The following is a 24,077-nucleotide window of genomic DNA, read 5'->3' as shown; positions in this document are numbered from 1 at the left end:
GGCGTCAGTCCTTGGGTCGGTACGTCGTCGGTTTGACCGGGACGTCGATCCGGATGGGGCCGGAGTCGGCGAAGTGGAGCGTGAAGCGGACCTTCTCGCCGACCTTCGGCTTGTGGGCCAGCTTTCCGAGCATCAGGTGGCTGCCGCCGCTGGCGAGCCGCAGTTCGCCGTCGGCCGGGATGTCCATCCCGGACACCTGCTCCATCCGCGTGCCCTTGGTGGCGTGCAGCGTGACGTCATCCGAGAGCGGGGTGGTGACGGAGGTCAGCCGGTCGGCGGTGCCGCCGGTGTTCCGCAGGGTCAGGAAGCCGGCGGCCATGTCGGGCATCGCGGGCTGCGGCATGTACGCGCCGCTCACCGACAGCTCGGGGCCGGAGGCTTCCTTGTCGTCGTCGGACGCGCAGGCGGTGAGCACCAGGCCGAGCGAGGTGGTGACGGCGACCGCGGCGGCCGCGTACCACCGGGTCTGCGTCGCCCGCGCCCCGTCCCGCGCTCCGCCGGCCGGCCCGCCGCTCTCTCCGGTGTCCCCGGTCTTCCGCCCGGTCACGGGTTCACGCCCTTGGCGATCTTCGGCAGATCCTTGGCGTAGGTCTCGGCCGTGGTCTCGGTGGTGTAGATCCAGTGGCCCTTGTCGTCCTTCGGGGAGAAGCCGAGCACCTGGGCGCCGTGGTTGACGATGATGCTGCCGTCCTTCTTCTTCTTGGGCTTCTCGACGAGGATGCCCAGCGGCTTGGCAGCTGCCTGGATGGTGTCGAAGTCGCCGGTCAGGCCGACGAAGTCGGTGCCGCCCTGGCCGTCCAGCCAGGAGCGCATCCGCTTGGGGGTGTCCCGGGCCGGGTCGGTGGTCACGAAGATCACCGAGAGGTTCTTGCGGTCCTCGGGGGACATCTTCTGCTGCGCGATGGCGATGTTGCTCATCACCAGCGAGCAGACGTCGGGGCAGTAGGTGTAGCCGAAGTAGATCAGGGTGGGCTTGCCCTTGGTCCGCTTCAGCAGGTCGAACTTCTTGCCCTCGGTGTCCGTCAGCACCAGGTCGGGCTTGGTCTTCGGGTCGTCGTCGAGGACGATCGCGGAGCTCCGCTGCCTGGCGCCGGACACCTCGGCGACGGAGTCGCCGCCGCCCTGTCCGCCGGCCTTGCCACTGCCGTCGTCGGAGCCGCAGGCGGTGAGGGAGAGCGCGGCCGCGGCGGTCAGCGCGGCGGCAAGAATCTTGGTGCGCATGGAGTGCTTCTCCAGTGAGGTTGATCAGGGGCCGGCCCCGGCCGATCGATGAGCGACCGGGGACCGGCGAAGGTCGATCGAGGGTGGACGTCAGGCGGAACGGCGACGGCCGGCGATCACACCGAAGGCACCGCCCGCGATGCCGACGACGATGCCCGCGATGCCCAGCACCCGGGCCGTGGTGTCGCTGCTGTCCCCGCTGTCGGCGGCCTCGGTCTTCTCCTCGCCCTTGTCGGCCTTGTCCTTGTCACCGGACGAGGGCGCGCCCGAGCCGTGGTGGTCGGAACCCTCCGCGGGCTCCACCAGCGTCAGGACCGGAGCCGGGTTCTCCGGCTCCGGGGCGCCCTCCTTCGGCTCCTCGATCCAGCGCACGACCTCCTTGTTGTCGTACGTCTGGAGGGCCTTGAAGACGAGCTTCTCCGCGTCCTCGGGCAGCTGGCCCATCGACACCGGGAACTGCTGGAAGGTGCCCGGCTCGATGCCGTCCTTCTGCGCGGTCCAGGTGATCTTGGAGGCCGCCTCGTTGATCTTCTTGCCGTGCATCTCGATCGGCTTGTCCAGCTTGGACTTGGTGACCTTCACGTCCCAGCCGGGGACGGGCTGCGGCATCACCGAGGCGAGCGGGTGATCGGTCGGGATGGTGACCTCGAGCTTGACCGTGGAGGCGTCGTCCCGCTCGTTGGGGACCTTGAAGTTGACGACGCTGTAGCCGCCCTTCTCGGCCTGGCCGGGCTGCACGCTCACGTGCGCGAAGGCGGGGGCGGCGGAGAGCAGGACGACGGCCCCGGCGGCCATCCCGGCGACGACGGGCAGGCGGCGCAGACGCATGGCGTTCATGACAGAGGACTCCAGAGAGAGTGAAAGATCCGAAAAGACGGTGACGTGGGTCGGTTGGCGCGCGTGCGGCGACGCCGCGTCAGCCCTCCGCCTCCACGTATCCGTGATCTCGCTGGAGTGATGCTGCCGCGCCGGTCAGGCCGCGAGCGCGAAGCGCGGCGGACCCCGCCGGATCACGCTGTGCTGGAGCGCCACCGAGCACGGCTCGGGCACTCCCCGGCCGTCCGCGCGCACCACCCGCACCCCGTCCGCCGGGTCTTCGCCCAGCAGCCGGGTGCGCAGCGCCCGGGCCAGCCGCAGCGCGGTGCGCAGCGCCCGGACGCAGACCCCGTCGGTCGACAGGCGCACCAACTGCCACAGCGCCGCCTCGCCGCGGCGCAGCAGCCAGCCGGCCGCCAGCGCCGCCAGCAGATGGCCCAGCACCATGACGGGCGAGGGCAGCAGGGCGTCCATCAGTGAGGTGTGCGGGGCGGCGACCGCGTGCCAGGTCTGGCCGATCCGGTCGGCGTAGCCGTCGGCGTGGCCGGCGTGGGCGCCATGCGCTCCGGAGGCGGCCTGTGCCCCGCCGGAGGCCGGGTCGAGCCCGGCGTCGGTCACGATCCGGCGGGCCCGGAGGGGCGTGAGCCGCTGGGGCCCGGAGTCGCACAGCAGCTTGGAGGCGAGCTGGATCATCCGGCCGTAGGAGCCGGAGCCCGCACCGGACCCCGGCGCGGGCCCGGCGGCGGCCATCGCCGTGCCGTGCTGCCCCAGGGCGAAGAGTGTGTGCAGGGCGAGCTGGCCGATCGCCAGCGCCCCCGCGATCTGGGGCAGCGTCCGCTCGCGCCCCGCCGAGGCCACCACCACCGCGAACACCGCGAGGCAGCCGGCGGCCAGCGTCCACAGCGGGACCGGCGCGCAGGACGCCAGCGCGTGCCCGCCGGCCGAGAGCACCACGCAGACCGCGGTGAAGACGGCGGCACGCACCATCCGGAACCCCATCCCGGCGCGCACGGCACCGGCGCCGGTACGCCCGAGCGACCGCAGGGGCGCGAGGCTCCCTGAGGCGCGGCGGTCGGGCGACGGCAGGACATGCATGGCGGCGTCATCATCCCACCGGAGCCCGGCGTCCCCTACGGCTGGGGTCCCCGCGCCGGAGGCAGGGGGAGGGGCGCCCGGTCCGGTCGCCCGCGCGCGGTGGTGCGCCGGAGCGTGAACGGCGCAGTTCAGGCGCGTATGCACCCGTACGGCCCTGTGTACGTCCCCCATACACCGGTGGCCTGACGCGGCGCGTCCGCCGAATGAGCGGAGTCACGTCCGGCGCACGCTTACGGACCATGGTGCCCGGCAATACGTATCGATATGTCGAGCCGTGGTCGGGAGGCTGGAGCATGAGCATCTGGTGGTCTCTCCATCTGCGACGTGAGGCTGCGAGCGTGCCGTTGGCCCGCCGGCTCCTCCTCGGCACGATGGAGACGGCCGGCGTCGACCCGGAGATCTGCCATGACCTGTCCCTGGCACTGACCGAGGCGTGCGCCAACGCCGTCGAGCACGGCGGTGCCGAGGGCGCCGGCGACGCCTACCGCGTCACCGCCTTCATCGACGGCGACACCTGTCGCATCGAGGTCACCGACTCCGGTCCCGGCTTCGCCCACACCCCGGCCCCGCGCGATCGCCGCCCGGCGCCTCCCGGGGCCCGCCCCGCGCCCGACTGCCAGCCCACCCTCCAGCAACCAGCCCCCGCCCAGGCAGAACACGGGCGGGGGTTGTTCCTGATCGAGGCCCTGACCGACCACGTCCGCTACCGCAACCGTTCCGGCCGGCACGGCGCGGTGGTCAGCTTCGACAAGATCCTCAAATGGCGCGAGGACGCCCTGCTCAAGGCGTCCTGACGCCACCTGTCCTGGAGTCACCTGTCCTGACGTCACGGCGTCCTGATCGGAGCGCGCCGGCGGCACCCGTATGGACGACCCGAAGTGATGTCCTGTTTGCGGGGATTTAAGGTGCTTGCTGTGTGTCGAATACGCAGGAGCATTCCGTTGCTGACGGCCGCCGTCTTCGTGCTGCTGCACGTCTTCGCCTATCCGGGCACCCGCTTCGCCAATGACTCCTACCGCTACGCGCGCTCGGCCTACGAGTTCCTGGGCGAACCCCACCGGGAGGCGCAGAGCAAGGCGTTGCGGGCGTACTGCGCGGACACGGCGGCGATGCTCCAGCGCAACCGCATGCTGCACCAGATCGAGTTCCGGGCGCCGGTGCGCCGCCATGAGTACCAGGACTGCCTGGACCGGTATGCGCAGGGCCTCAATCCGGGCAACGCCCGGTACGAGGCCCTTTTCCGCGCCCGCCCCGCCTATCCGGTGATGGCCGCGCCCTTCGTCTGGCTCCTGGGGCCAAAGGCCGGGCTGATCGCCGTCGCCGTGGGCTTCACCGCTCTCGGCGGGCTGCTGGTCCTGGTCCTCCTGCGCGCGCTGCGTGCGCCGCCTTCGACAGCCTGGCTCGGCCAGTGCCTCTACTACGTCACCCCGATAGGCCTGTGGGGCAGCCGGCCGCTGACGGAGGGCCCGGTGGTCGCCCTCATGACAGCCGTACTGCTCGCCGCGGTGTGGCTGTATCAGGAGCGCTGGGTGGCGGGGACGCTGCTCTCCATGGGTGCCTTCACCCTGGGCCTGGCCGTCAAGTACTCGAGCTTCGTCCTCCTGGCGCCGTGCCTGGTGGCGGCCGCTGCCATCGCCTGGCTGTTCGTCCCGGAGGCCCGGAGCAAGAGCACGCGCCGACTGCTCGCCCTGTCGCTCTGTCAGTCCCTTCTCGCCTTCGCGATGAGCAAGCTGCTGCGCCTGCCGGGGCTGGAGGACTCGCTTCAGGACACCTTCGCCCTGCACTGGACGTATGCCGAAGTCGCCGACCCCTGGCGCCGGCTGCTCGAGCTCAACGTCAACTACTGGTGGCAGTGGCTGCAGCGAGAGGCGTTGGCCCCCTCGCTGCCCTTCCTGCTGGCGCTGGCCGTCTGGGGCGCCATGACGCGCTCCGTGCCCATCGCCCTGTGCCTGATCGCGGTGGGCGCCACCGGCGTGCTGGCGACCGCGGCCCACCCGGTGGCGATGGAGGGCGACCGGCTGTACGTCCCGGTATGGCTGATCGTCGTGGTGGGGCTGCCCCTCCTGATCGACCGGCTGCGCGGGAACGGCGGCGGCAGGTCCGCCGACGGGCTGTCGCGTCGAACGCCCTTTCCGGTCCGTCGGTGAGCCGGATCGCTCACGTTCCGTGATAGCCGTGGGACGCGCAGGCACGGCGCGGGTGTCCGGTGCCTGGACGATTTCGAAAGGCGGCGGCCATGGAAGCACGTATGAAGAACCCGGCGATGATCCTCTCGGGGGTCATGGAGGCCGTCGAGTGCCTGCAGAAGGCCACCAGCCAGGGCGGGGTGCCGCAGACGACGCTGGAACTGGTCCATCTGCGGGCGAGCCAGATCAACGGCTGCAGCGCGTGTGTCAGCTCGGGCTCGCTGGGTGCCAAGAAGGCGGGTGAGACGGACGAGCGGCTGTGGTCGCTGGCGGCCTGGCGGGAGGCGACGTGCTACACCGACGCCGAACGCGCCGCGCTGGCCCTCGCCGAGGCGATGACCCGGCTCAGTGACCGGCCGGACGCGGTGTCGGACGAGATCTGGGACGAGGTGGCCGGCCACTACGAGGAGAAGGGCATCGCGGCCCTCATCCTGTGGATCGCCACGACCAACTTCTTCAACCGCCTGAACACCGCGATCAGGGAGCCGGCGGGGGCGACCTGGGGCTGACCGGCCGGGGACGGGGCCTGGCGCCTGACCGGCCCGGGCCGGTGCGCAGGTCGGCTCAGCTCAGCGCAGCTCAGGTCGGCTCAGCGCAGCGGGCGGCGGCCGCTGCGCTGAAGCCGGACGGCGAGGTAGACCAGGTCGACGAGGAGGACCAGCACCCCGATGGCCAGCAGGTAGCCCAGACCCGCGGCGGCCACGCCGATGAGTCCGAGCACGATGGCGATGAGGAGCAGGAGCAGAAAGAACGCCATCTCGTCCTCCTCGATCCCTCCGGGCCCCTGGCGGGCCGGCCGCGTGCGCCGGTGGGCCGGCTCCCTCGGCTCGCGGGTGTTCAGCGACGGGCCAGGCGTCGTTCGCCGCCGGCGCCCGTCTGGTACTTCAGGTCGTAGTGCGCGAAGACCGTCGGCTCGTCCTCGGCGGGCAGGATGTCGTCGGTGCCGATCGAGGGCGCGCCCTTCACCTGCTCCTTGGGGTAGGTGACCTTCAGATAGCCAGGGCCCACGGTGGCCCCGGCGAGCGGCACGAAGGCCAGGCGGCGCCGGGTGGGCAGGCCGACGGTGACGGTCGCGAAGGAAGGCAGATCGGTGGCGGTGTCCACGTAGATCGACTCCAGGCTCCCGATCTTGCTGCCGTCCATGTCGACCACGTCGTGGTCACGCCACTCTCGGATGTCATCGGCCTCGAACACGGCTCGCCTCCACCTGTCCGCTGTCTTCATCCTCCATCGGCGGCCGACAGGCAGCCACTCCACGGCGGGCGGTTACGCCGGACGGCCGGGGCGGCCCGAGTGGCTGTGGTGCCGGTGGCCGGCCGTACCGAAGCGGTGGCCGAGCCGGTAGCGGTGGCCGATGCGGAGGTGGCGGTGGCGCAGCCGCGGCAGATGCCGCCGGTGGGCCCGGCGCATGGGCGTCTGCCAGGGTCGGGCGCCGGCTTCGATGGGCTCGGGGGGTACGTCCTGGCCGCCCCGGCCCGGCGGGCCGGCCTCGTGGCGGTAGGCCGCCATCCGCTCGTTGTGCTGGGCGTTCAGCAGCTCGATGAAGAGCACCCCGATGGCGATCATCGCCAGGATCACGGCCACGGTGAGGAAGGTCTCCATCGCGTCTCACCTCCCTGGACGGGGCTATTCGAAGCGTACTCCGGGGCCCGCGGGCGTACGCCGCGTCGGACAGCCGGTGGCGCCCGGACCCCAGGCGCCACCGACTTCCGCCGGCCGGGCGTCAGATGCCACCGACCTCCGGGACCGGCCTCAGAGCCGCCGACCTCCGTGGCCGGGCGTCAGATGCCGTCCACCGCGGCGACCGTGAAGGGGCCTTCCGGGGTGCCCGGGCCCATCGGCCCGCCCTTGTCGAACTGCGAGCGGACGACCAGGATCCGGCCGTGCCGGCGGACCAGGGTGGTCGGGATCTGGAGTGCGGGATCGGTGACCCGCCGCTCCAGGCGCGCGGTGCGGCCGTCGTCGGTCAGGCGCCAGCGGCTGATGCTGTTGCTCCGGTTGTGCGCGGCCCACAGGGTGCCGTTGCGCAGTTCGAGCCCGTCGCCGTCGACCAGGTCGGCGCCTCGCAGGTCGACCCGGTCGAGGTCGCTCGAGACGAGGTCGACGCGGTACAGATCGCCGCCGGTCATGTCCACCGTGAGCAGATAGCGGCCGGAGGGGTCGGCGACGATGCCGTTGAGCGCGAACGCGTCCGAGGGGTGCGGGTCCAGCGCGCCGCGCAGGTCGTAGCGGGCCCGCAGCGGGGCCCGGCCGCCGGCTGCCTCGGCCGCGCGCAGCTGCCGCGGGGTGACGCGGTAGACCACGCCGAGCCGGCTGTCGGTGACGTAGGCACTGCCGTCCGGTGCTATCGCCACGTCATTGAGCCACGGCGCCTCGGACCCGTCGGACCCGTCGGACCGATCGGACCTGCCGGACGCCGGAGGCGCCGCGGGCTCGAAGCGGGCGAGCAGCCGCCGCGTCGACGTGTCGTAGACCGACAGCCCGGCCTGGTCCACGACCCAGAGCCGGCCGGCCCGGTCCACCTTCAGCCCGCCCGCGGTCGTCCGTCCGTCGGTGCCGGCCGGCAGGAAGACCTCCGCGGCGCGGTGGCCCGGGGTGGCCCGGAAGACGGCCCCGGTGGTGAACGACGTCATGTACAGCGCGCCAGTGTCCGGATCGGCCGCGATGCCCTCCGGATAGACCCGGTCGCCCGGCAGGACGTGGGCGGTGGAGATCCGGGCGGCGGTGTCGGCCGGCCGGGGATGGGCAGGGGCGGCGGGCCGGGCAGCGCCGGCCGGGTCGGCCGAGCCGGTGGCCAGCGCGCCGGGCGCCAGGGTCAGCAGCGCGGCCAGCGCCAAGCCCCCGGCGGCGGCAGCGCGGAAGCGGGGGCGGAGGGAGGTGCGGTGGCGGTGCGGAACGTGAGGCATGGAGGTCTCTTCTCCCGAGCTCTCAAACGATCAAGCGAGTCGTAACGAGCCTCACGATAGTTAGAGTACTAATGATCAGCAAGGTGTTAACGGCGATGAGGGCAGAAAGGTCTCATTACGATGCGAGGATGACGATGCCCGCCTCCGAGCGCCTCGGCTCGTACGTCAAGCGAACCCAGCAGGCCCTCCACGCCACCAAGCACGCGGCGCTGAAGCCCGCCGGGTTGACGGTGCCGCAGTACGCCGCGCTGCTCTTCCTCTCGGAGAACCCGGGGATCTCGGCCGCCGCCCTGGCGCGTGCCTGCGCCGTCACCCCGCCCACCATGAACACGGTGCTGAAGAACCTCCAGGAGCGGGGCCTGGTCGAGCGCACCCCGCACGCCTGGCACGGCAACGTCCTGGAGACCCGGCTCACCGAGGCGGGGCGCGCGGTGATGGCGGACGCGGACGCCCGCGCGGTACGCGTCGAGCGCGCGCTGGCCGCCGAGTTCACCGACGAGGAGCGGGAGACCCTGATCGCGCTGCTCGCCCGCTGCGTGGATGTTCTGGAGGCGGTCCGCCCCACGGCCGGCGACTGACCGCCCCGGCCGCCGCGCCCGACCCGCCCCGGCCGCCAGGCTCGACCCGCCCCGGCTGCCGCGCCCGACCCGTCCCGCGAACGCGCGGTGGCCCGTGCCGCGAACGCGCCGGACCGGTACCCCGAAACGCGCGATGGCCCGCACCCGGGCTCGAAGGAGCCGGGTGCGGGCCACCGTCAGTCGCTGGGCGGGCCTCAGCCCTTGCGCAGGTCCGCCATCCACGCCTCGACCGCGTCGGAGGTTCGCGGGAGCCCTGCCGAGAGGTTCCGGTTGCCGTCCTCGGTGACCAGGATGTCGTCCTCGATCCGAACGCCGATGCCGCGGTACTCCTCGGGGACGGTCAGGTCGTCCGCCTGGAAGTACAGGCCCGGCTCCACGGTCAGGCACATGCCCGGCTCCAGGACGCCGTCCACGTAGGTCTCGGTGCGTGCCACCGCGCAGTCGTGCACGTCCAGGCCGAGCATGTGGCCGGTTCCGTGCAGCGTCCAGCGGCGCTGAAGTCCCAGCTCGAGCACCTTCTCCACGTCGAGCTCACCGAGCAGGCCCCACTCGACGAGCCGGGTGGCGAGCACCCGCTGGGCCGCGTCGTGGAAGTCCCGGTAGTTCGCGCCCGGCTTGACCGCCGCGATCCCGGCCTCCTGGGCCTCGTACACCGCGTCGTAGATCTTGCGCTGGAGCTCGTTGAAGCGCCCGTTGATCGGGAGGGTGCGGGTGACGTCGGCGGTGTAGAGGCTGTGCGTCTCCACGCCCGCGTCCAGCAGCAGCAGCTCGCCCGAGCGGACGGGGCCGTCGTTGCGCACCCAGTGCAGGGTGGTGGCGTGCGGGCCCGCGGCGCAGATGGAGCCGTAGCCGATGTCGTTGCCCTCGACCCGGGCGCGCAGAAAGAACGTTCCTTCGATATAGCGCTCGGAGGTGGCCTCGGCCTTGTCGAGGACCTTCACCACGTCCTCGAAGCCGCGCACGGTGGAGTCGACGGCGGCCTGGAGCTGGCCGATCTCCCACTCGTCCTTGACCAGGCGCAGCTCGCTGAGGAAGACCCGCAGCTCCTCGTCGCGCTCGGCGGTGACCTTGTCGGTCAGCGCCGCCTCGATCCCGGCGTCGTGACCGCGCACCACCCGGACCGGGCCGGTCGCGGCACGCAGCGTGTCGGCGACCTCGCGCACGTCCTGGCACTCCAGCCCCAGCAGCTGCTCGGCCTCGGCCAGGCTGTGGCGGCGGCCGACCCACAGCTCGCCCTGGCCGTCCAGCCAGAACTCGCCGTTGGCGCGGTTGGAGCGCGGCAGCAGGTACAGGGTCGCGGTGTGGCCCTCGGCGCCGGTGGGCTCCAGGACGAGCACGCCGTCCTGGGTCTGGTCGCCGGTGAGGTACACGTACTCGGTGGAGGCGCGGAAGCTGTACTCGGTGTCGTTGGAGCGGGTCCGCAGATTGCCCGCGGGCACGACCAGGCGCTCGCCGGGGAAGCGCGCGGAGAGCGCGGCACGCCGGCGGGCGGTGTGCGTGGCCTGCTCGACGGGCTCCAGGTCACGCAGCTCGGTGTCGGCCCAGCCGGACTCCATGTTCGCCGCGAGCTCGTCGGAGACGCCTGGGTAGAGGCCGTTCTTCCGCTGCTTGATCGGTGCTTCCTCGGGGGTCTCCGGGGTCTCCGGGACTTCCGCCGTCGGCTCCTCGGTCACGATTCCTCCTCGAACTGGACCTGGTCCATCGTAGGTGGGCCGGGCCGCGGTCCGGGAAGGGTGTGACGTACCCGGCAGACCGTTGGGCAGAGCTGGGGCGGACGGCCGGCTTCGGCGGTGGACGGTCCGGTCGGCCGACCGTTCAGCCGGCCGGTCAGCCGGCCGTTCAGCCGACCGGTCAGTCGAAGCGAGCGGCGAGCAGGACGACGTCCTCCGTGCGGTCCGTGGCCCCGAGCCCCTCCGGCAGAACCGTGCGCAGCACATGGTCGACGACGGCGTCCGGGTCGCGGCGCAACGCTCTGGGCACTCCGGCCGCCGCGGCGTGCAGCCGCGAGAAGGCGCGGTCCATCTCGTCGCCGGTGCGGTGCAGCAGCCCGTCGCTGTACAAAAGGAGCGTTTCTCCCGGGGCGGCCTCGATCTCCATGCTGGGCGCCTCCCAGCACGAGAGCATGCCCAGCGGCGCGGACAGCGAGGTCTCCACGTACTCGGTGCGCCGCTCGCCGACGATCAGCGGCGGGCAGTGCCCGGCCCCGGCCAGCACGATCTTGCGCAGCGCGGGCTCGCAGTAGGCGAACAGCGCGGTCGCGGTGCGCGCGGGCTCGGTGAGGCGGAGCAGGAGCTCCAGGTCGGAGAGGACGGCGACCGGATCCTCGCCCTCCATCACGGCGTACGCCCGCAGCGAGGCCCGCAGCCTCCCCATCGCGGCCACCGCGCTGGGCCCGGAGCCGGATACGGCGCCGACGGCGAGGCCGAGCGCGCCCTCGGGGAGCGCCAGGGCGTCGTACCAGTCACCGCCGCCGTCCGGCCCGGTGACATGCCGGACGGCGAGGCGGACCCCGGGGATCCGGGGCAGCCGGGTGGGCAGCAGCTCTTCCTGGAGGGTGGCGGCGGTCTCGCGGGCGCGGGTGAGTTCCAGCAGCCGGGCCAGGTGCTCGGAGGCGTATCGGCAGTAGAGGCCGAGCAGATGGCGCTGCCGCTCGACCGGCTCGGTCGGCTCGTCGTAGAGCCAGACCGCCCCGCCCAGACGCCCCGGGGTCGCGGAACCCTCGTCGATACGGACCGGGCGCGCCGGGGGCGGGACGGCGGGATGGCCCGAGCCGTACCGGTGCCCGAGGCCGTGGCCGGGTCCCTGTCCGAGACCGACGCCCAGGCCGTGATCGGGACCGTAACCGATCCCGGGGGCGGCCCCGGCGGTGAGCCCGACGCCGGGGGCGATGCCGGTCCCGGTGGTGGTGGGCGCGGCGGGCACGGGGGCCGTGCCGAGGCCGGGGGCCGGGCCTGGGATGCCTGGCGGCGCCTCGGCGCCGGGGTCGCCGAGCGGGTCGAGCGGCACCGCGTAGCTGGCGGCGTAGCCGAGCCGGGCGGCGACCTCGCGGTGCCGGGGGTCGAGGTCGGCCTCGCTCGCCAGGTCGGGGTGGACCACCTCGGGGCGCTGGGCGTGCGGGGCGGGGAGTCCGTCGAGGAGATGGCCGGCGGAGGCGGTGCCGCGCGGGATCGTCTCGATGTGGCCGAGGTCTGCGCGGCCGAGTCCGAGTCCGATGGTGGTGACCGGGCCGAGGCCGTCGGCCGGTTCGAGTGCGACCAGACCGCGGCGGGCGCCGACGAGGGCGGCTCCGGCCCGCAGCAGTTCGTGGAGGGCGCTGTCCAGGGTGGTGGTGCGGACGAGTCGTTCGGTCAGCTCGTGGAGCGTGGTGAGGTCCGACACCCAGCCGGCCAGCCGGTCGAGGAAGAGGGCGCCGGGTGGGTGCGGCGGCGCGGCGGCGGGGGTGATCGGGTCCGCAGTGTGCGCAGGAGAGGGAACCGAGGGGTCGATTCCAGCCACTTTCGGCGGGTGGTGGGGGGTCATGGCCGTCTGCCTTGGCCACAAGGCGTCGCCATGGGGGGTTCCACCCGGTGCAGACTGGTTGTTCTGCCCTGATTTGATGGAGATTGCGGCCTGTTTTCCTGTGCTGTCGCGCGCTCGACCGGACCGCGCGTACTGCTCCATAGCATCGCAAACCCCCTGTCGTGTTGCGTCGCTACTTCCTCCAGATGTACACGCACCGATGAGGCGATGTCCAGCATTGTCCTGGTGAGGTTGTCAGTGTCTGTGACGAATCGAAGTTGGCTGAAAAAGAGTCAGCGTGCTTCCGGTTTACGGTCGACTGGCGTCCTTCGACAGCGCGTCATATCCACTCCAGTGGGTACGTAATCGGAGAAGGGCAGGGCCAGTTGGTGCCACGCTGGAACCCTGCGGCCGCGTCGAGCGTCTCAGTCGGCGCCGGCCGTGCCCATCCCCGAGTGGCGGGGTAGCGCAAGGCGGGCGGCAAGCGCCATGCGCGCGCCACCCCCCGCCACGTTCCACGCTCGGCCTGCGGCGTGATGCGCTGCCTTGTACGCGCAGTGACTTGTGATCCGCGTGGTGTGACGGTCCGACTGATGACTCCGAGAAGCGCCACGATGTGCCACGTAGTGCCCTGAAATGCCCAGCAATGCCTGTCGCTATGGATACGGCCCTCGGCGTTTACGGAAAGGACGAGCGCTCATGCGCGATATGCCCGGAAGGCGACGCAAGTTCCCACTGTTGCGGCAGAGCAGGGGTCCGGTGCTGCTCCGTGCGGCGCTCACCTGCGCCACCGAGTGGCAGTGGCCCGTGCTTCCCGGCGTGGGGATGCAGCCCGGCGGCGGTGGCGGTCCCCGTCCCGGCGGTTCGCGCGCGGACGCCGACTCGCGCGCCGGTACCGGTGCCCGGGTGGACGGCTCCCGTCCCGGCGGCCGCCCCCGTGCCGGTGCGTGCGGCTGTCCGCACGCCGACTGCGTGGTGCCCGGCGCGCACCCGTTCGACCCCGGCCTGCTCGCGGCGACCACCGATGCCCGCATGGTGCGCTGGTGGTGGACCAACCGGCCCAGCGCACCGATCATCCTGGCCACCGGGGGGCGCGCCCCCTGCGCGGTGAGCCTGCCCGCCGTCGCGGCGGCGCGCGCGCTGGCCGCCTTCGACCAGGCGGGCGTGCGAGTCGGCCCGGTCGTCGCCACCCCCACCCGCTGGTCGCTGCTGGTGGCCCCGTACGACCTCGAAGAGCTCGGCGAACTGCTGCACAGCCAGGACTGGGTGCCCAGTTCGCTCCGCTTCCACGGCGAGGGCGGCTATCTGGCGCTGCCGCCGTCCCAGACCGGGGCCGGCCGGGTGCGCTGGGAGCGGGCCCCCCAGCGGAAGGCGGGCACGCCGTGGCTGCCGCAGGTCGCCACGGTGGTGGAGGCGCTGGTCGAGGCGAGCGCGAGCGCGCCCGGCGGCGGCAGCAGGCTCGCGTACTGAGGCGTGTGCGGAGGCACGCTCTGAGGCGCGATCGGTGAATGTCCGGATGACGCCCCTCGACGGCAGCGCACAGCTGCCGTCGTGTGCCCTGTCGTAGCGCCCCCGCGCCCTGGGGACCGGCCCCGCGAGGCCGCGCGAAACACGGCGGGAACGGCACGGGAACCGAAAAGCAGGACCCTGACGTCAAGATCGATGAAGTGGGGTTCGAAGCAAGGAAGCGAGTTCGAAGAGATCTCGAAGAACGACTCGAACTTCGGTCGAAGTCGACTCGAAGTCCGCTCGAAGTCGGGATCGAAGTCGGGATCGAACTGAAGGAGCGCGCCCGGAACACCAGGGCGGGGGATGGCCAAAGCGCTGAATTGAAGCCGGTGAGCGCTATCCGATCGGACCGGCGCGGCGGCCGGGACGGCCCCGTCGACGGGGCGGTCGGCGCTGGACGCGGGCAACTCGCCCGGGTCGGGGGGCGGTTCGCCGGAGCGGGCAGCCCGCCGGTGTGGCCGCATGCGGGCATGGAAACGCCCGGTCGCTGGCGACGGGGGATGCACCAGCGACCGGGCTCCTAGAACGGTAACAAGAGATTGGCGGTTCGCAAATTCGATCGCGGATTTCCGGACGCCCAATTCCAGGACATTGGCGGGAGTTGTGAGCAGAGTCACGCTCTCGCCGTCGTTTTTTGTCGTCCTGGATCACTCTTGAGGCAAGTATCAGCTCAGAGTCACCTGGCGATTGGTGAGCCCGCCGCGCGCCCGCCGCTCCTCGGCGGTCAGCGGCACGTCGGAGGCCAGCGCCTCCGCCAGCCGCTCCGCGAACTCCACCGCCGGCTTCTCGACGTCCTCCGCGGTCATCGTCGTCGGCAGGTCCCAGACCGGCACCGTCAGCCCGTGCGCCCGGAAGGAGCCCACCAGCCGGGTGCCCTCGCCGAGCGAGGACGTACCCGCCGCGTGCAGCCGCGCCAGCGCGTCCAGCAGCTTCTCCTCCGGGTGGGACATCACCCAGCGCAGGTGGTTCTTCTCCGGCGTCCGGCACCAGTAGGCCGCGGTCACGCCGCTGAGCCGCTTGGTGGGCACCGCGGCCGCGTTCGCCCGCTCCAGCGAGGCGGCGACCTCACCGGTCGCGGCGTCCGCGTTCTCCAGCCAGAACTCGAAGCCCTCGTGGACGACCGGGGTGAACGGGCTGTCGGCGTCCAGCAGATCCTGCAGGCGCACGTCGTCGGCGGACGTCCGCGCGGCCGCGACCGGCGTACCCGGCTCGGCGGTCAGCGCCCGCCGCAGGGTGTCCGCCAGGTCGCGGCTGATGTCGCCGGAGGGGGTGTCGTTCTGCAGGCCCAGCAGCACGGCGCCGGTGTCGCGGCGGAGCGCCGGCCAGGCCATCGGGAGCACCGTGGCGAGAGTGACCGACGGAACCCCCTCCGGCAGGCCGTCCTTGAGGTGCAGCTCGACGGTCGCGGCGGGCACCAGCTCGCGCAGTGCCACCCAGTCGCACTCGCCGGGCAGGCCCTCGAAGGGGCGCTGCACCAGCTCGGTCGCGGCGTGCGCGGCCTCCCGGCCGTGGCAGGCCTTGTACCGGCGGCCGGAACCGCACGGGCAGGGTTCGCGGGCCCCCACCACCGGATAGTTGGCGTCGGCGGCTCCGGCGCTGACCCGTGCTCCTGCGGCCTTGGTCTGGGGGCGGCGCTTCTTGGCCATGGTGTGGCTGTCTCCCGGTCGGTACGGCTCGTGGCGGCCCGTACGGACGGTCCTGGGACAGCCCGCACGGCAAGTACGGGCGCGAGCCTAGCCCTTTGGCCGAACCTCGTCGGTCATGCCGGTCCGTCGAGATCGGCGAAGCCCGGGTCGGACCCCGCGTCGCACCCCCGGCCGGTACCGCGTCCGGATTTCCGGTCCCAGGGCAGCTCGCGCGCCCGCTCACGCGGCAGGCCCGCGGACTCGCGGGTCGGGCCCGCGCAGAGGCCGTTCGGGAGTTCCGCCGCGAGGTCGGCTCCCAGATCCGCTCCGAGATCCGCCCGCAGCCTCGCCGGGAGGTCGAGAGAGATTTCAGGCGCGAGAGTGACGCGCGTAGCGAAGGCGTCACGCGGGGAGGGCACCCCGTCGCGCGCGGAGGCGGACCCCTCGCGGGTGGGCAGCAGCGCCCACACCGTGACCTCGCCGCCGGTGCCGTCACGGACGCCCCAGTCCTGGGCGAGCGCGATGATGATGTTGAGCCCGCGGCCACCGCGCGAGGTGACCGAGGGAGTGGCCGGAAGCGGTCTTGTCGGACCGCCCCCATCCGTTACCTCTACGGTGAGCCGGGCCGCCGCGTCGACCCGCCAGGCGGCGCGCACATCCCCGTGTCCCTGCTGGTCACAGCTGAGCGGACGGCCGTACCGGCAGGCGTTGCTGAGCAACTCGGAAAGAATCAGAACAGCGTCGTCGATGACTGGCTCGGGAACCCCGGTCCTGCGCAGGTCACCGCGCATCCGGCGCCTCGCCCGACCCACGCCGGCAGGGCCATGGGGTACGGCCATGCTCGACGACGTCGGCACTTCTTGTGCCACCACCAACGCCACCCCCGAGACCTCCTTTGCCCCACGCCAGGGGATGAATGCCCGGCAGAACTGCATAGGAAACCGGCCAACTGGTATCCGGTGACGCACTCGTCACGATCGAATACGCACCGAACGCGCCGGTGCACTCCTTGTCGGGGGCTCTGTCCGGCCTGTCACGGGACGTCCGGCTCGGCCGAGGCCCGTATGGCCAACGCGGATGTGCCCGCGGTGTCAGCGGCGGCCGAGCTGGGACAGCACCTGTTTGGGACGGTTGGTGATGATCGCCTCCACGCCGAGCCGGGCGCAGAGTTCGACGTCCTCCGGCTCGTCCACGGTCCAGACATGGACCGCGTGCCCCGCCCGCTGCCACCGGACCACATACGCCGGGTGGTTCCGTACGATCCGGATGCTCGGGCCGGCGATACCCACGCCGGGAGGCAGCCGTCCCTCGCGGTGCCGGGCCAGGGCGAACTGCATCAGATAGACGGTGGGGATGGCGGGTGCTGCGGCCCGCACCCGCTGGAGCGATCGGGCCGAGAAGCTCATCACGCGCACCGATGAGGGTTCCCCCGGCGGCGGCGCGTCCAGCCCGAAGCGGCGCAGGAGCGCCAGCAGCCGCTCCTCGACCCGGCCGGCCCAGCGGGTGGGGTGCTTGGTCTCGATGGCCAGCTCCACCGGGCGTCCGGCGTCGGCGACGAGCTCCAGCAGCCGCTCCAGGGTGAGCACCGAGGTGCTGTACCGGTCGTCGCGGTCCGGCTCCTCGCGGTCGGTGGCCTGCCCCTTCCAGGAGCCGAAGTCGAGCGCCGCGAGATCCGACAGCTCCAGCGAGGAGACGGCGCCCCGGCCGTTGGAGGTGCGGTTGACGCGACGGTCGTGAACGCAGACCAGATGCCCGTCGGCGGTCAGCCGCACATCGCATTCGAGGGCGTCCGCGCCGTCCTCGATCGCTCGCATGTAGGCGGCGAGGGTGTGCTCGGGCGCGTCCTCGGACGCCCCTCGGTGGGCGACGACGGAAATGGGCGGCGGTCCGGGGCGACTCTCCCGGGCCGGGCTTGCGTAGGTCACCGCGTAATGGTGCCACCGCCGGGCGCGGACGCGCGGATGCAGTCCCATTTGACCGAATTGCACCGTCGTATCCGGGACATCGCCTCCCCCATCCCCCTTCCCCTCCCTCTTCACTCACCCTTCGCGCCCCGGCGACGCTCCCGCCGCCACCCCCCCATCACCCCGCTACGGGCGGTGCCGCACGCCCATCGTCCTGCCCGCATAAAGGACGGCGGCCTCTTGAGCCGTCGCTCCTTACGGTGGTCTGACGCGCCGTGGGAAAAGCTTGCCCGTGATGCTCGTACGCGTCGTGGGCCATACCGAAACTGTCGTGCACCTGAGGAGAGAGCTGTGAGCACCGAGAACGAGGGCCCCGCCGTGCCGCCCGCGCCCGAGGCGCGTACGGCACCCCCGGCGCCGGACTCCGTGCCCAAGGCGGACGCCGACGCACCGGCGACCCCGCAGACCCCGCCCCAGCCCGCACCGGCCACCCCCCAGCCGGCCGCACCGGAGGCCGCGCCCCCGGCCGCACCGGACGCTGCCGCGGTGGGAGCCCCCGAACCCGGCACCGGGTCGCGTCCCACCGAGCTCTCGGAGCGCGCCGCCGAGCCGGACGCCGAGCCGGGCACCGCGCCGACCCTCGCGGAGGCGAGCCCGTCTCCGGCCCCCGAAGCCGCGCCCCCCGCGCTCACCCCCGGAGCAACGGCGCCCGATCCCACCCCCGGAAATCAGCCCCCGGCCCCGGCACCCCCGGCTCCGGCAGCCCCGGCCCCGGCACCCCCGGCTCCGGCAGCCGCAGCTCCGGCGCCCCCGACCGCCGCGCCCCCCGCCCCCCTCACCGCGCCGGCAGGCGCGCCCACGGCTCCCCCGGCCCCGGTCGCTCCGGCACCCGTCCCCACCCCATCCCCCACAGCCGAGACCGCCCACATGCAGACGGTCGGCGCGGGGGCTCACGCGGGGGCCGGAGCCGGATCCGGCCCGGGGACCGGCACCTGGTGGGCAGAGGCCGCCGGCGCGCCGCAGCCCGGCGCCGCCGATGTCACGGGCACCTGGGCAGCCGGCCCCCTGCCGCCCCCTTCGGCACCGGGGCCGCGCAAGCGCTCCGGCGGCATCGTCGCCGCGGTCCTGGCGGCGGTGCTCCTCGCGGGCGGCATCGGCGGCGGCATCGGATACTGGGCCGCCGACCGCCAGGACAGCACCGACTCCACGACCATCTCCGCCACCGGCAACCCCAAGGCGGACAGCCGGGCGCCCGGTTCGGTGTCCGACATAGCGAAAAAGGCACTGCCCAGCGTGGTGACCATCGAGGCGGAGGGCAGCACCGGCGAAGGTGGCACCGGCACCGGCTTCGTCTACGACAAGCAGGGCCACATCCTCACCAACAACCACGTGGTCGCCTCGGCCGCGGACAGCGGCAAGCTGACCGCCACCTTCTCCGACGGCAAGCGGTACGACGCCGAGGTCGTCGGCCGCGCCGAGGGGTACGACGTGGCGGTCATCAAGCTGAAGAACGCCTCCGGGGCCCACCTCGAGCCCCTCCCGCTCGGCAACTCCGACCAGGTCTCGGTCGGGGACGCCACGGTCGCCATCGGCGCGCCGTTCGGCCTCTCCGGGACGGTCACCACGGGCATCGTGAGCGCCAAGAACCGCCCGGTCGCCTCCAGTGACGGCGGCGGCAGCAGCTCCTCGTACATGAGCGCCCTGCAGACCGACGCGTCCATCAACCCGGGCAACTCCGGCGGCCCGCTGCTCAACGCCGAGGGTGCGGTGATCGGCATCAACTCCGCCATCCAGTCGGCGAGTCCCGGCGGTGGCTTCCCCGGCCAGGCCCAGCAGTCCGGCAGCATCGGCCTCGGCTTCGCCATCCCGATCAACCAGGCGAAGAACGTCGCCGATCAGCTGATCAGGACGGGCCGGCCGGTCTACCCGGTCATAGAAGCCACGGTCAACATGAAGGACGCCGGCGAGGGCGCCACCATCGCCCCGACCGGGGCCGACGGCGCCGCCGCGGTCCTCCCCGGCGGCCCGGCAGACAAGGCGGGCCTCAAGCCCGGTGACGTCATCACCAAGCTCGACGACACCGTCATCGACAGCGGGCCGACCCTGATCAGCGAGATCTGGACCCACCGCCCCGGCGACCAGGTCACCCTGACCTACCGCCGCGGCGGCAAGGAGTCCACTGTCCAGCTCACCTTGGGGGAGCGCGAGGGCGACAGCTGACGCGCTAGGCTGATCCCGCGCCGCCCGGACGGGACGAGCGCGGGGAGGCTTGCCCGAGCGGCCTAAGGGAACGGTCTTGAAAACCGTCGTGGCAGCGATGTCACCGTGGGTTCAAATCCCACAGCCTCCGCCGAGGTCATAAAGCACCACGTCAAAAGGGGTGTCCGCCGAAGCGGACACCCCTTTTCGTGTTCAGCCTGTCCCACCCTGAACCGCTCGTATCCCCCCGTTGACCAGTGCGTGCGGCCAACCTGCGGCCAGCCTGGTCAGCCCTGCTCAGCGACTTCGGAAGCTCCCTCCGGGGCCTCCAGGGCCTGGTCGATGCGCTGGTTGGCCTCCTGTTGCTCGCGCAGGAGCCTCGCGTAGAACTTCCACAGCACGGCCACGCTGTGACCCGCTCGCCGGGCGGCTTCGACGGGATCCACACCGGCCTTGATCCACAGAGAGATCCCTGCCTTCCGCGCGGAGTACGGCACCTCGGCCAGAGGCGTGTCGACATCCTCCGGCGCCAGGGCCTTCCTGCGCGCCTCCTGCCAGATCTTGGTGTACTCCGTCGATGCCACCCGTCCGCCCTGGGCGGCCTGGAACAACCGGCCGTCGGGACGCGTGCCGTACTGCTCCAGGTGCGCTCGAAGCATCCGGACGAGCACGGGCGGGATGGGAACGGAGCGCGTGGCGCGGCGGGCCCTGCGCTTCAGCCCGCGCTCCTCGTACGATCTGCCGTCGTCAGTCCACCCTGAGCCCACTTCCGGCCTGCTGCCGCGCAGCACCAACTCGCCCCAGCCCGATGGTGGGAGCTTGCAGTCGCGCTTGTTGAGTGCCGCGGCCTCCGACGGGCGCAGCGCGGCGTAGTAGAGACAACCGAAGAAGGCGTACAGGTGCTCACCGCGAGACCCCTGAGCCTTGACGGCTTCCAGGAGTTCACGCACCAGCTGCGGACCCGGTACGTACTGGAAGTCCACTTCGTCTTCCGTTTGTGGCGGGTCCCAGTCGATACGCGCAAGGGGGTTCCCGCTCAGGAGATCCCGCTCCGCCGCGAAGCGTAGGGCGTTGCTCAGGACCATGCGCTTTCGCCGGATCGTGTTGTCAGCGGCGGCCTGCCCGTCCAGCCTGCGGGAGATGGCGCTGAGAGCAAGCCGAAGGTTCGTGGACTCGGCCACGTCGGCGACCTTGAGGGAGTGCTGCGCCACCCAAGCCAGGGCCTGAGCTACGTCGTTGGGGGGCGCCTCAATGTCCTTCCGCGCTGCCAGCTCGCCCTCCGCACCCTTGAGCATCTGGAAAGCCCACGACCGCAACGCGTAGCGCATCACCCTGGCGTCGGGCCGGTTCTTGCTGGATGGGACGACCAGCACCGCGGTGACGTTCGCCAGCGCTTCCGCGATGCTCGCACGATGCTTCGCCGCCGCGTTGGGCCACTTCATCAGCGCGTATGCGCAGGCGTGCTCGTACCAGGTCGGAGAGTTGAGCTGACGGAGTTCGGATGCCGGCAGACCGGTGTCGGTGTCGAACTGCTCGCCGTTGCGGACGGCGGTCTTCAGCTCAGCGCGGCGGCCATCGGCGAGTGGCTCGCTCTGGAACGGCTGCTGATGCTCAATACCGCCGACCAACCACCGGAGCTGGAACGGGGCGCTCTTGCTGTTCCGCTTCCGGATGCCCCAGATGCGCACGTCGTAGGTCAGCATGCGGGCACCTCGCAACTGGCAAGCCATGCCTCGAGGTCGGCGCGGCGGACACGAAGCTGACCGTTGGGCAGCTTCATGCACTTGGGTGCCTTGCCTCGCGCGCGCATCCGATAGAAGGCCGTGCGCGACATGCGGAGCTCGGCGAGCACTTCGGGCAGTGTCAGCGCCGACGTGTTGCCGGGCTGGCGAGTGCGCTTCTTCTCAGCCAAGGGGACTCCTGCTCGTGTCGGGAGGGAGAACCAAGGCGGCGGCGATGTCCTTTGCACGGGAGTGCCGCCGCGCTGGCGTTCAAGGTGATATGGCCGGTAAGGGCGATAAGCCGTCTGAGCTGCGGCTACGCGGACTCGATAAGGGCTGTGGGAAGCGAGGCGGTAAGCCAGAGCCGCTGATCGCGGAGCCCTTAGCACCCCACTTGCCGGGGCCTTTATCGGCCGGAAGTCTCCGCAGCTCAGCCGTCTTATCGCTCTTTCCGCCCTTACCGTCCTCAGCCTGTGTAGGTGAGGACGGTGGTAGGCCGGCCCCGTGTGGGGCGCTGGCTTCGGGAGTAGCCGGGCAGGACAAGCAGGGCGGCCACCAGGCGGTCACGCTCGGCCTTCACCGCGTTCTTGAACAGCTTCCGGACCTGTTCTCCGGTGAGCCCGTCGGCGCCTGCCGCCCGGACGGCTGCCGCGAGCTTGTCGACCCTGGGATCGCCACTGGCGTTGCCGAGCAGGTCCACGGCCGAGGCGCGGGCGTAGTTCAGCAGGTGCCAGGCGGCGCGCATGTGGTGCTCGGCGATGGTGTCGGTGTGGTCGCACAGGGCGTAGACCATGGCGACCCGCTGGACGTACGGCGCGGCGCGAGCCGTGAACTGGGCGACCACCCCGCCGGCTGAGTCGTCGCTGAGCGCCGGATAGACCTCGTCGCAGTACAGGCTCCAGGCGTCCGGGCTGAACCCGACCTCACCGACCCGGGCGGCGTCGGCGAGGACCGTGCGCCACCCGGCGGCGAGGTTGGCGACCAGCTCCGGACTGGCACCGCGTGAGCCGGGGAGGATCAGGTTGCGGTGGCAGAAGATCGGCAGGAAGCGGTTGTAGGTGCCGCCCGCCATCTCCGAGTCCTGCATCTTGGCCCGGAACTCGTCCGGGGTGATGTGCCCCAGGATCGCGATGTGCGGGTCGGTGGCCTTGAGTGAGTCGCGGACCATCGACCCGAGCGAGTCGCCGTCCCACGCCTGGCGGAGAACGCCGGGCAGGCTGCTGCCCTCCCGACGGCCGCGGCTCATCGTGACCGCGTACTCCGACTCCACGACCCACAGCCGCTTGTCGACGCTGGCGGGCTTCGCCTCCTCGCTGTCGTCGTCCTTGACGTACTCGATCAGGCCCTCGCCCGAGTTCAGCCCGCGCGGGGTGTGCTCGGGCCCGAAGAAGTCGGGCAGGGCCTCGGCGAGGACGCGCCGGGCGGTGGATGTGGCGGATCCCTTGCGGCCGGAGGAGGTAGGGCCGATGGTGAGGGCCCAGATGAGGCACGGGTGCCGGTCGTTGCCCACCATGACGTGCGGGCGACGGCCGATGACCGCCCCGGCCGCCGAGAGGAAGTTGGCGAGCACCGCGATCGGGTCGGCCTCGGTGGTCGCGTCCAACTCCCGGACCGTCTCGCCGACCCACCCGCAGAACACATCCGGGTGCGGGGTCGGGCCCGGCCGGTGCGGGCGCCGGATGCCGGGGGCAGGGTCGTAGAGCGGGTTCGGCGGACCGGCGGGAGCGTCGGCGGGGGAGTCCTCGGCGGCCTCCGGGGCCGTCAGTACGGCCACCTCGGCGAGGACTGCCGCGCGGATCTCCTCAGAGTCCGCACCCGGGGTCGCGGCCGTCCGAGCGATTCGTACCCCGGCCTCGATGAGGCGCCGGCGCTGGGCCTTCTCGCGCACGATCTCGGCGTAGTACGCGGCATTGGCGGCGGTGGGCACGGCGTGAACAAGGGTGTGCAGATAGCTCGCGCCACCGACCCTGACCAGTTCGTCCCGCTCGCTCAGGTAGTGCGTGACGGTGATCGGGTCGACGGCATGCGCCTGGTCGTGCATCGCGCGGATCGCTCGGTGGATCGTCTCGTGCGCTGGCCGGTAGTGGTCCGCCGGATCCATGATCTCCGCCACCTCGTCGATGGCGGCCGCGGACAGCAGCATGGCCCCGAGCACACACTGCTCCGCGTCGAGATCCTGCGGCGGCAACCACTCCAGGCCGGCCCCCGGCCCGCCGAAGTGGTGCCGCGCCTGGTCGTGCTGCGGCGGCACGGCCTCGGCTGTCATGATGTGCGTCTCCTGTCTGTCTTCGGACGGGCGGGGAGACCGGGGCGGCGGTGATGTCCTTGCACGGGAGCACCGCCGCCTCGGGCGTACTTACGGCCGCGCGGCAGTGCCGACAGCCATCGGCAGCCCCGGCTGGGCGGCGAGCAGCGAGCCCATGTCGATACCGAGGTCGGCGAAGCGGCCCTTGATGACCTCCCACGACGCCGGGTCGATGCTCATCAGCGCGTACGCCACGGCGGGCAGTTCGCCCCGGGCGCTGGCGGCGAGGGCGTCGCGGAGTGCGCCGGCGGACGAGGGGCTGATGGTGGGCAGAGTCTGCGGCATGGCTGGTCTCCTGATCAGTTGGCGGCGTTGCCGACGGCGGTGACGACGGAGTTGGTGAGGTCGTTGATGGCGGGGGCCGCTTCGGTGTCGGCGAGGTAGAAGCCGAGCAGCATGGCGACGATGGCGGCACCGGCACCCATGGCCCGGTGCTTGACGAGGAACACCACGGCGATGCCCAGCAGCAGCACCACGGAGGCGGAGACGGTCACAGGCGGCCTTCCTTCCTTGC

At 72.1% G+C, this 24,077-nt stretch carries 23 protein-coding genes, 1 tRNA gene and 1 pseudogene; 7 read left to right on the top strand and 18 right to left on the bottom strand.

The features are described from left to right. Positions 1 to 4: 4 nt before the first annotated feature. The 4 genes from AC4BDD_RS14130 to AC4BDD_RS14115 all read right to left on the bottom strand — a co-directional run bounded on the left by AC4BDD_RS14130 (position 5) and on the right by AC4BDD_RS14115 (position 3,132). Positions 5 to 418 (bottom strand): copper chaperone PCu(A)C, encoded by a 414-nt coding sequence (locus AC4BDD_RS14130; RefSeq protein ID WP_490691773.1) that lies wholly within the window; start codon positions 416 to 418, stop codon positions 5 to 7. A gap of 125 nt (positions 419 to 543) precedes the next feature. Further along, positions 544 to 1,221 carry an SCO family protein gene (locus tag AC4BDD_RS14125; protein ID WP_490691350.1) on the bottom strand — a complete coding sequence of 226 codons (678 nt, stop codon included), beginning with the start codon at positions 1,219 to 1,221 and terminating at the stop codon, positions 544 to 546. Positions 1,222 to 1,311: 90 nt separating this feature from the next. Next, complete coding sequence (locus AC4BDD_RS14120; protein WP_490691349.1) at positions 1,312 to 2,058, bottom strand: YcnI family copper-binding membrane protein; 747 nt, start codon at positions 2,056 to 2,058, stop codon at positions 1,312 to 1,314. A gap of 135 nt (positions 2,059 to 2,193) precedes the next feature. Next, positions 2,194 to 3,132, bottom strand: coding sequence for a hypothetical protein (locus AC4BDD_RS14115; protein ID WP_490691348.1), 939 nt, complete (start codon positions 3,130 to 3,132; stop codon positions 2,194 to 2,196). 293 nt (positions 3,133 to 3,425) lie between these two features. Between AC4BDD_RS14115 and AC4BDD_RS14110 the strand changes: the two genes are divergently transcribed. From AC4BDD_RS14110 to AC4BDD_RS14100, 3 genes are all read left to right on the top strand, one after another. Further along, on the top strand, positions 3,426 to 3,926 hold the full coding sequence (locus tag AC4BDD_RS14110; protein ID WP_490691347.1) for an ATP-binding protein: 501 nt from the start codon (positions 3,426 to 3,428) through the stop codon (positions 3,924 to 3,926). Positions 3,927 to 4,073: 147 nt separating this feature from the next. Then, a complete protein-coding gene (locus tag AC4BDD_RS14105) occupies positions 4,074 to 5,279 on the top strand; it encodes a hypothetical protein (RefSeq protein ID WP_490691346.1) in 1,206 nt (401 codons plus the stop codon). Between the two features lie 89 nt (positions 5,280 to 5,368). Then, positions 5,369 to 5,827 (top strand): carboxymuconolactone decarboxylase family protein, encoded by a 459-nt coding sequence (locus AC4BDD_RS14100; RefSeq protein ID WP_490691345.1) that lies wholly within the window; start codon positions 5,369 to 5,371, stop codon positions 5,825 to 5,827. A gap of 80 nt (positions 5,828 to 5,907) precedes the next feature. Here AC4BDD_RS14100 and AC4BDD_RS14095 read toward each other — a convergent pair whose 3' ends face one another. The 4 genes from AC4BDD_RS14095 to AC4BDD_RS14080 all read right to left on the bottom strand — a co-directional run bounded on the left by AC4BDD_RS14095 (position 5,908) and on the right by AC4BDD_RS14080 (position 8,224). Next, positions 5,908 to 6,075 carry a hypothetical protein gene (locus AC4BDD_RS14095; RefSeq protein WP_490691344.1) on the bottom strand — a complete coding sequence of 56 codons (168 nt, stop codon included), beginning with the start codon at positions 6,073 to 6,075 and terminating at the stop codon, positions 5,908 to 5,910. A gap of 80 nt (positions 6,076 to 6,155) precedes the next feature. Further along, the gene (locus AC4BDD_RS14090) at positions 6,156 to 6,512 is read right to left on the bottom strand and encodes a PRC-barrel domain-containing protein (RefSeq protein ID WP_490691343.1); all 357 of its coding nucleotides are present in this window, start codon (positions 6,510 to 6,512) and stop codon (positions 6,156 to 6,158) included. A gap of 72 nt (positions 6,513 to 6,584) precedes the next feature. After that, a complete protein-coding gene (locus AC4BDD_RS14085; RefSeq protein WP_490691342.1) occupies positions 6,585 to 6,920 on the bottom strand; it encodes a hypothetical protein in 336 nt (111 codons plus the stop codon). A 179-nt stretch (positions 6,921 to 7,099) separates the two neighbouring features. Next, positions 7,100 to 8,224: an SMP-30/gluconolactonase/LRE family protein gene (locus tag AC4BDD_RS14080; protein ID WP_490691341.1), complete on the bottom strand. Its 1,125-nt coding sequence runs from the start codon at positions 8,222 to 8,224 to the stop codon at positions 7,100 to 7,102. A 128-nt stretch (positions 8,225 to 8,352) separates the two neighbouring features. On the opposite strand from AC4BDD_RS14080, the gene AC4BDD_RS14075 reads away from it, so the two are divergent. Next, on the top strand, positions 8,353 to 8,802 hold the full coding sequence (locus AC4BDD_RS14075; RefSeq protein ID WP_490691340.1) for a MarR family winged helix-turn-helix transcriptional regulator: 450 nt from the start codon (positions 8,353 to 8,355) through the stop codon (positions 8,800 to 8,802). A gap of 194 nt (positions 8,803 to 8,996) precedes the next feature. Here the strand turns inward: AC4BDD_RS14075 and AC4BDD_RS14070 are convergent, their stop codons facing one another. Continuing rightward, a complete protein-coding gene (locus AC4BDD_RS14070) occupies positions 8,997 to 10,475 on the bottom strand; it encodes an aminopeptidase P family protein (RefSeq protein ID WP_490691339.1) in 1,479 nt (492 codons plus the stop codon). 178 nt (positions 10,476 to 10,653) lie between these two features. Then, a complete protein-coding gene (locus AC4BDD_RS14065; protein ID WP_490691338.1) occupies positions 10,654 to 12,297 on the bottom strand; it encodes a PP2C family protein-serine/threonine phosphatase in 1,644 nt (547 codons plus the stop codon). A 702-nt stretch (positions 12,298 to 12,999) separates the two neighbouring features. On the opposite strand from AC4BDD_RS14065, the gene AC4BDD_RS14060 reads away from it, so the two are divergent. After that, positions 13,000 to 13,770: a bifunctional DNA primase/polymerase gene (locus tag AC4BDD_RS14060; protein WP_490691337.1), complete on the top strand. Its 771-nt coding sequence runs from the start codon at positions 13,000 to 13,002 to the stop codon at positions 13,768 to 13,770. 704 nt (positions 13,771 to 14,474) lie between these two features. Here the strand turns inward: AC4BDD_RS14060 and AC4BDD_RS14055 are convergent. From AC4BDD_RS14055 to AC4BDD_RS14045, 3 genes and pseudogenes are all read right to left on the bottom strand, one after another. Next, positions 14,475 to 15,455, bottom strand: coding sequence for a DUF5926 family protein (locus AC4BDD_RS14055; protein ID WP_490691336.1), 981 nt, complete (start codon positions 15,453 to 15,455; stop codon positions 14,475 to 14,477). A gap of 293 nt (positions 15,456 to 15,748) precedes the next feature. Next, positions 15,749 to 16,402: pseudogene (locus AC4BDD_RS14050) on the bottom strand (ATP-binding protein); the annotation flags it as partial. Positions 16,403 to 16,525: 123 nt separating this feature from the next. After that, the gene (locus AC4BDD_RS14045) at positions 16,526 to 17,359 is read right to left on the bottom strand and encodes a glycerophosphodiester phosphodiesterase (protein ID WP_490691335.1); all 834 of its coding nucleotides are present in this window, start codon (positions 17,357 to 17,359) and stop codon (positions 16,526 to 16,528) included. Positions 17,360 to 17,689: 330 nt separating this feature from the next. Here AC4BDD_RS14045 and AC4BDD_RS14040 point away from each other — a divergent pair, with 330 nt between their 5' ends. Then, on the top strand, positions 17,690 to 19,558 hold the full coding sequence (locus tag AC4BDD_RS14040; protein ID WP_490691334.1) for a S1C family serine protease: 1,869 nt from the start codon (positions 17,690 to 17,692) through the stop codon (positions 19,556 to 19,558). 43 nt (positions 19,559 to 19,601) lie between these two features. Beyond that, a tRNA-Ser gene (locus AC4BDD_RS14035) sits at positions 19,602 to 19,688 on the top strand. Between the two features lie 136 nt (positions 19,689 to 19,824). On the opposite strand, the gene AC4BDD_RS14030 is transcribed toward AC4BDD_RS14035, so the two are convergent. From AC4BDD_RS14030 to AC4BDD_RS14010, 5 genes are all read right to left on the bottom strand, one after another. Further along, positions 19,825 to 21,240: a tyrosine-type recombinase/integrase gene (locus AC4BDD_RS14030; RefSeq protein WP_490691333.1), complete on the bottom strand. Its 1,416-nt coding sequence runs from the start codon at positions 21,238 to 21,240 to the stop codon at positions 19,825 to 19,827. Next, positions 21,234 to 21,449 (bottom strand): helix-turn-helix transcriptional regulator, encoded by a 216-nt coding sequence (locus AC4BDD_RS14025; protein ID WP_490691332.1) that lies wholly within the window; start codon positions 21,447 to 21,449, stop codon positions 21,234 to 21,236. The genes AC4BDD_RS14030 and AC4BDD_RS14025 overlap by 7 nt, the downstream gene beginning before the upstream one ends. A gap of 275 nt (positions 21,450 to 21,724) precedes the next feature. Continuing rightward, positions 21,725 to 23,524, bottom strand: coding sequence for a DnaB-like helicase N-terminal domain-containing protein (locus AC4BDD_RS14020; protein ID WP_490691331.1), 1,800 nt, complete (start codon positions 23,522 to 23,524; stop codon positions 21,725 to 21,727). 90 nt (positions 23,525 to 23,614) lie between these two features. Further along, positions 23,615 to 23,848, bottom strand: a complete 234-nt coding sequence (locus AC4BDD_RS14015) for a hypothetical protein (RefSeq protein ID WP_490691330.1) — start codon at positions 23,846 to 23,848, stop codon at positions 23,615 to 23,617. Between the two features lie 14 nt (positions 23,849 to 23,862). Then, positions 23,863 to 24,057, bottom strand: coding sequence for a hypothetical protein (locus tag AC4BDD_RS14010; RefSeq protein WP_490691329.1), 195 nt, complete (start codon positions 24,055 to 24,057; stop codon positions 23,863 to 23,865). Positions 24,058 to 24,077 lie beyond the last annotated feature (20 nt).

The organism is Streptomyces sp. JLBT605 (assembly GCF_058215555.1).
This window is presented reverse-complemented; position numbering and strand designations above follow the sequence as displayed.

Excerpts from the sequence above, each read along its gene's own strand:
- AC4BDD_RS14020 (WP_490691331.1), bottom strand. The coding sequence starts at position 23,524 with ATGACAGCCGAGGCCGTGCCGCCGCAGCACGACCAGGCGCGGCACCAC.
- AC4BDD_RS14100 (WP_490691345.1), top strand. The coding sequence starts at position 5,369 with ATGGAAGCACGTATGAAGAACCCGGCGATGATCCTCTCGGGGGTCATG.
- AC4BDD_RS14110 (WP_490691347.1), top strand. The coding sequence starts at position 3,426 with ATGAGCATCTGGTGGTCTCTCCATCTGCGACGTGAGGCTGCGAGCGTG.
- AC4BDD_RS14060 (WP_490691337.1), top strand. The coding sequence starts at position 13,000 with ATGCGCGATATGCCCGGAAGGCGACGCAAGTTCCCACTGTTGCGGCAG.
- AC4BDD_RS14075 (WP_490691340.1), top strand. The coding sequence starts at position 8,353 with ATGACGATGCCCGCCTCCGAGCGCCTCGGCTCGTACGTCAAGCGAACC.
- AC4BDD_RS14115 (WP_490691348.1), bottom strand. The coding sequence starts at position 3,132 with ATGCATGTCCTGCCGTCGCCCGACCGCCGCGCCTCAGGGAGCCTCGCG.
- AC4BDD_RS14015 (WP_490691330.1), bottom strand. The coding sequence starts at position 23,848 with ATGCCGCAGACTCTGCCCACCATCAGCCCCTCGTCCGCCGGCGCACTC.
- AC4BDD_RS14095 (WP_490691344.1), bottom strand. The coding sequence starts at position 6,075 with ATGGCGTTCTTTCTGCTCCTGCTCCTCATCGCCATCGTGCTCGGACTC.
- AC4BDD_RS14080 (WP_490691341.1), bottom strand. The coding sequence starts at position 8,224 with ATGCCTCACGTTCCGCACCGCCACCGCACCTCCCTCCGCCCCCGCTTC.
- AC4BDD_RS14055 (WP_490691336.1), bottom strand. The coding sequence starts at position 15,455 with ATGGCCAAGAAGCGCCGCCCCCAGACCAAGGCCGCAGGAGCACGGGTC.
- AC4BDD_RS14120 (WP_490691349.1), bottom strand. The coding sequence starts at position 2,058 with ATGAACGCCATGCGTCTGCGCCGCCTGCCCGTCGTCGCCGGGATGGCC.
- AC4BDD_RS14085 (WP_490691342.1), bottom strand. The coding sequence starts at position 6,920 with ATGGAGACCTTCCTCACCGTGGCCGTGATCCTGGCGATGATCGCCATC.
- AC4BDD_RS14125 (WP_490691350.1), bottom strand. The coding sequence starts at position 1,221 with ATGCGCACCAAGATTCTTGCCGCCGCGCTGACCGCCGCGGCCGCGCTC.
- AC4BDD_RS14030 (WP_490691333.1), bottom strand. The coding sequence starts at position 21,240 with ATGCTGACCTACGACGTGCGCATCTGGGGCATCCGGAAGCGGAACAGC.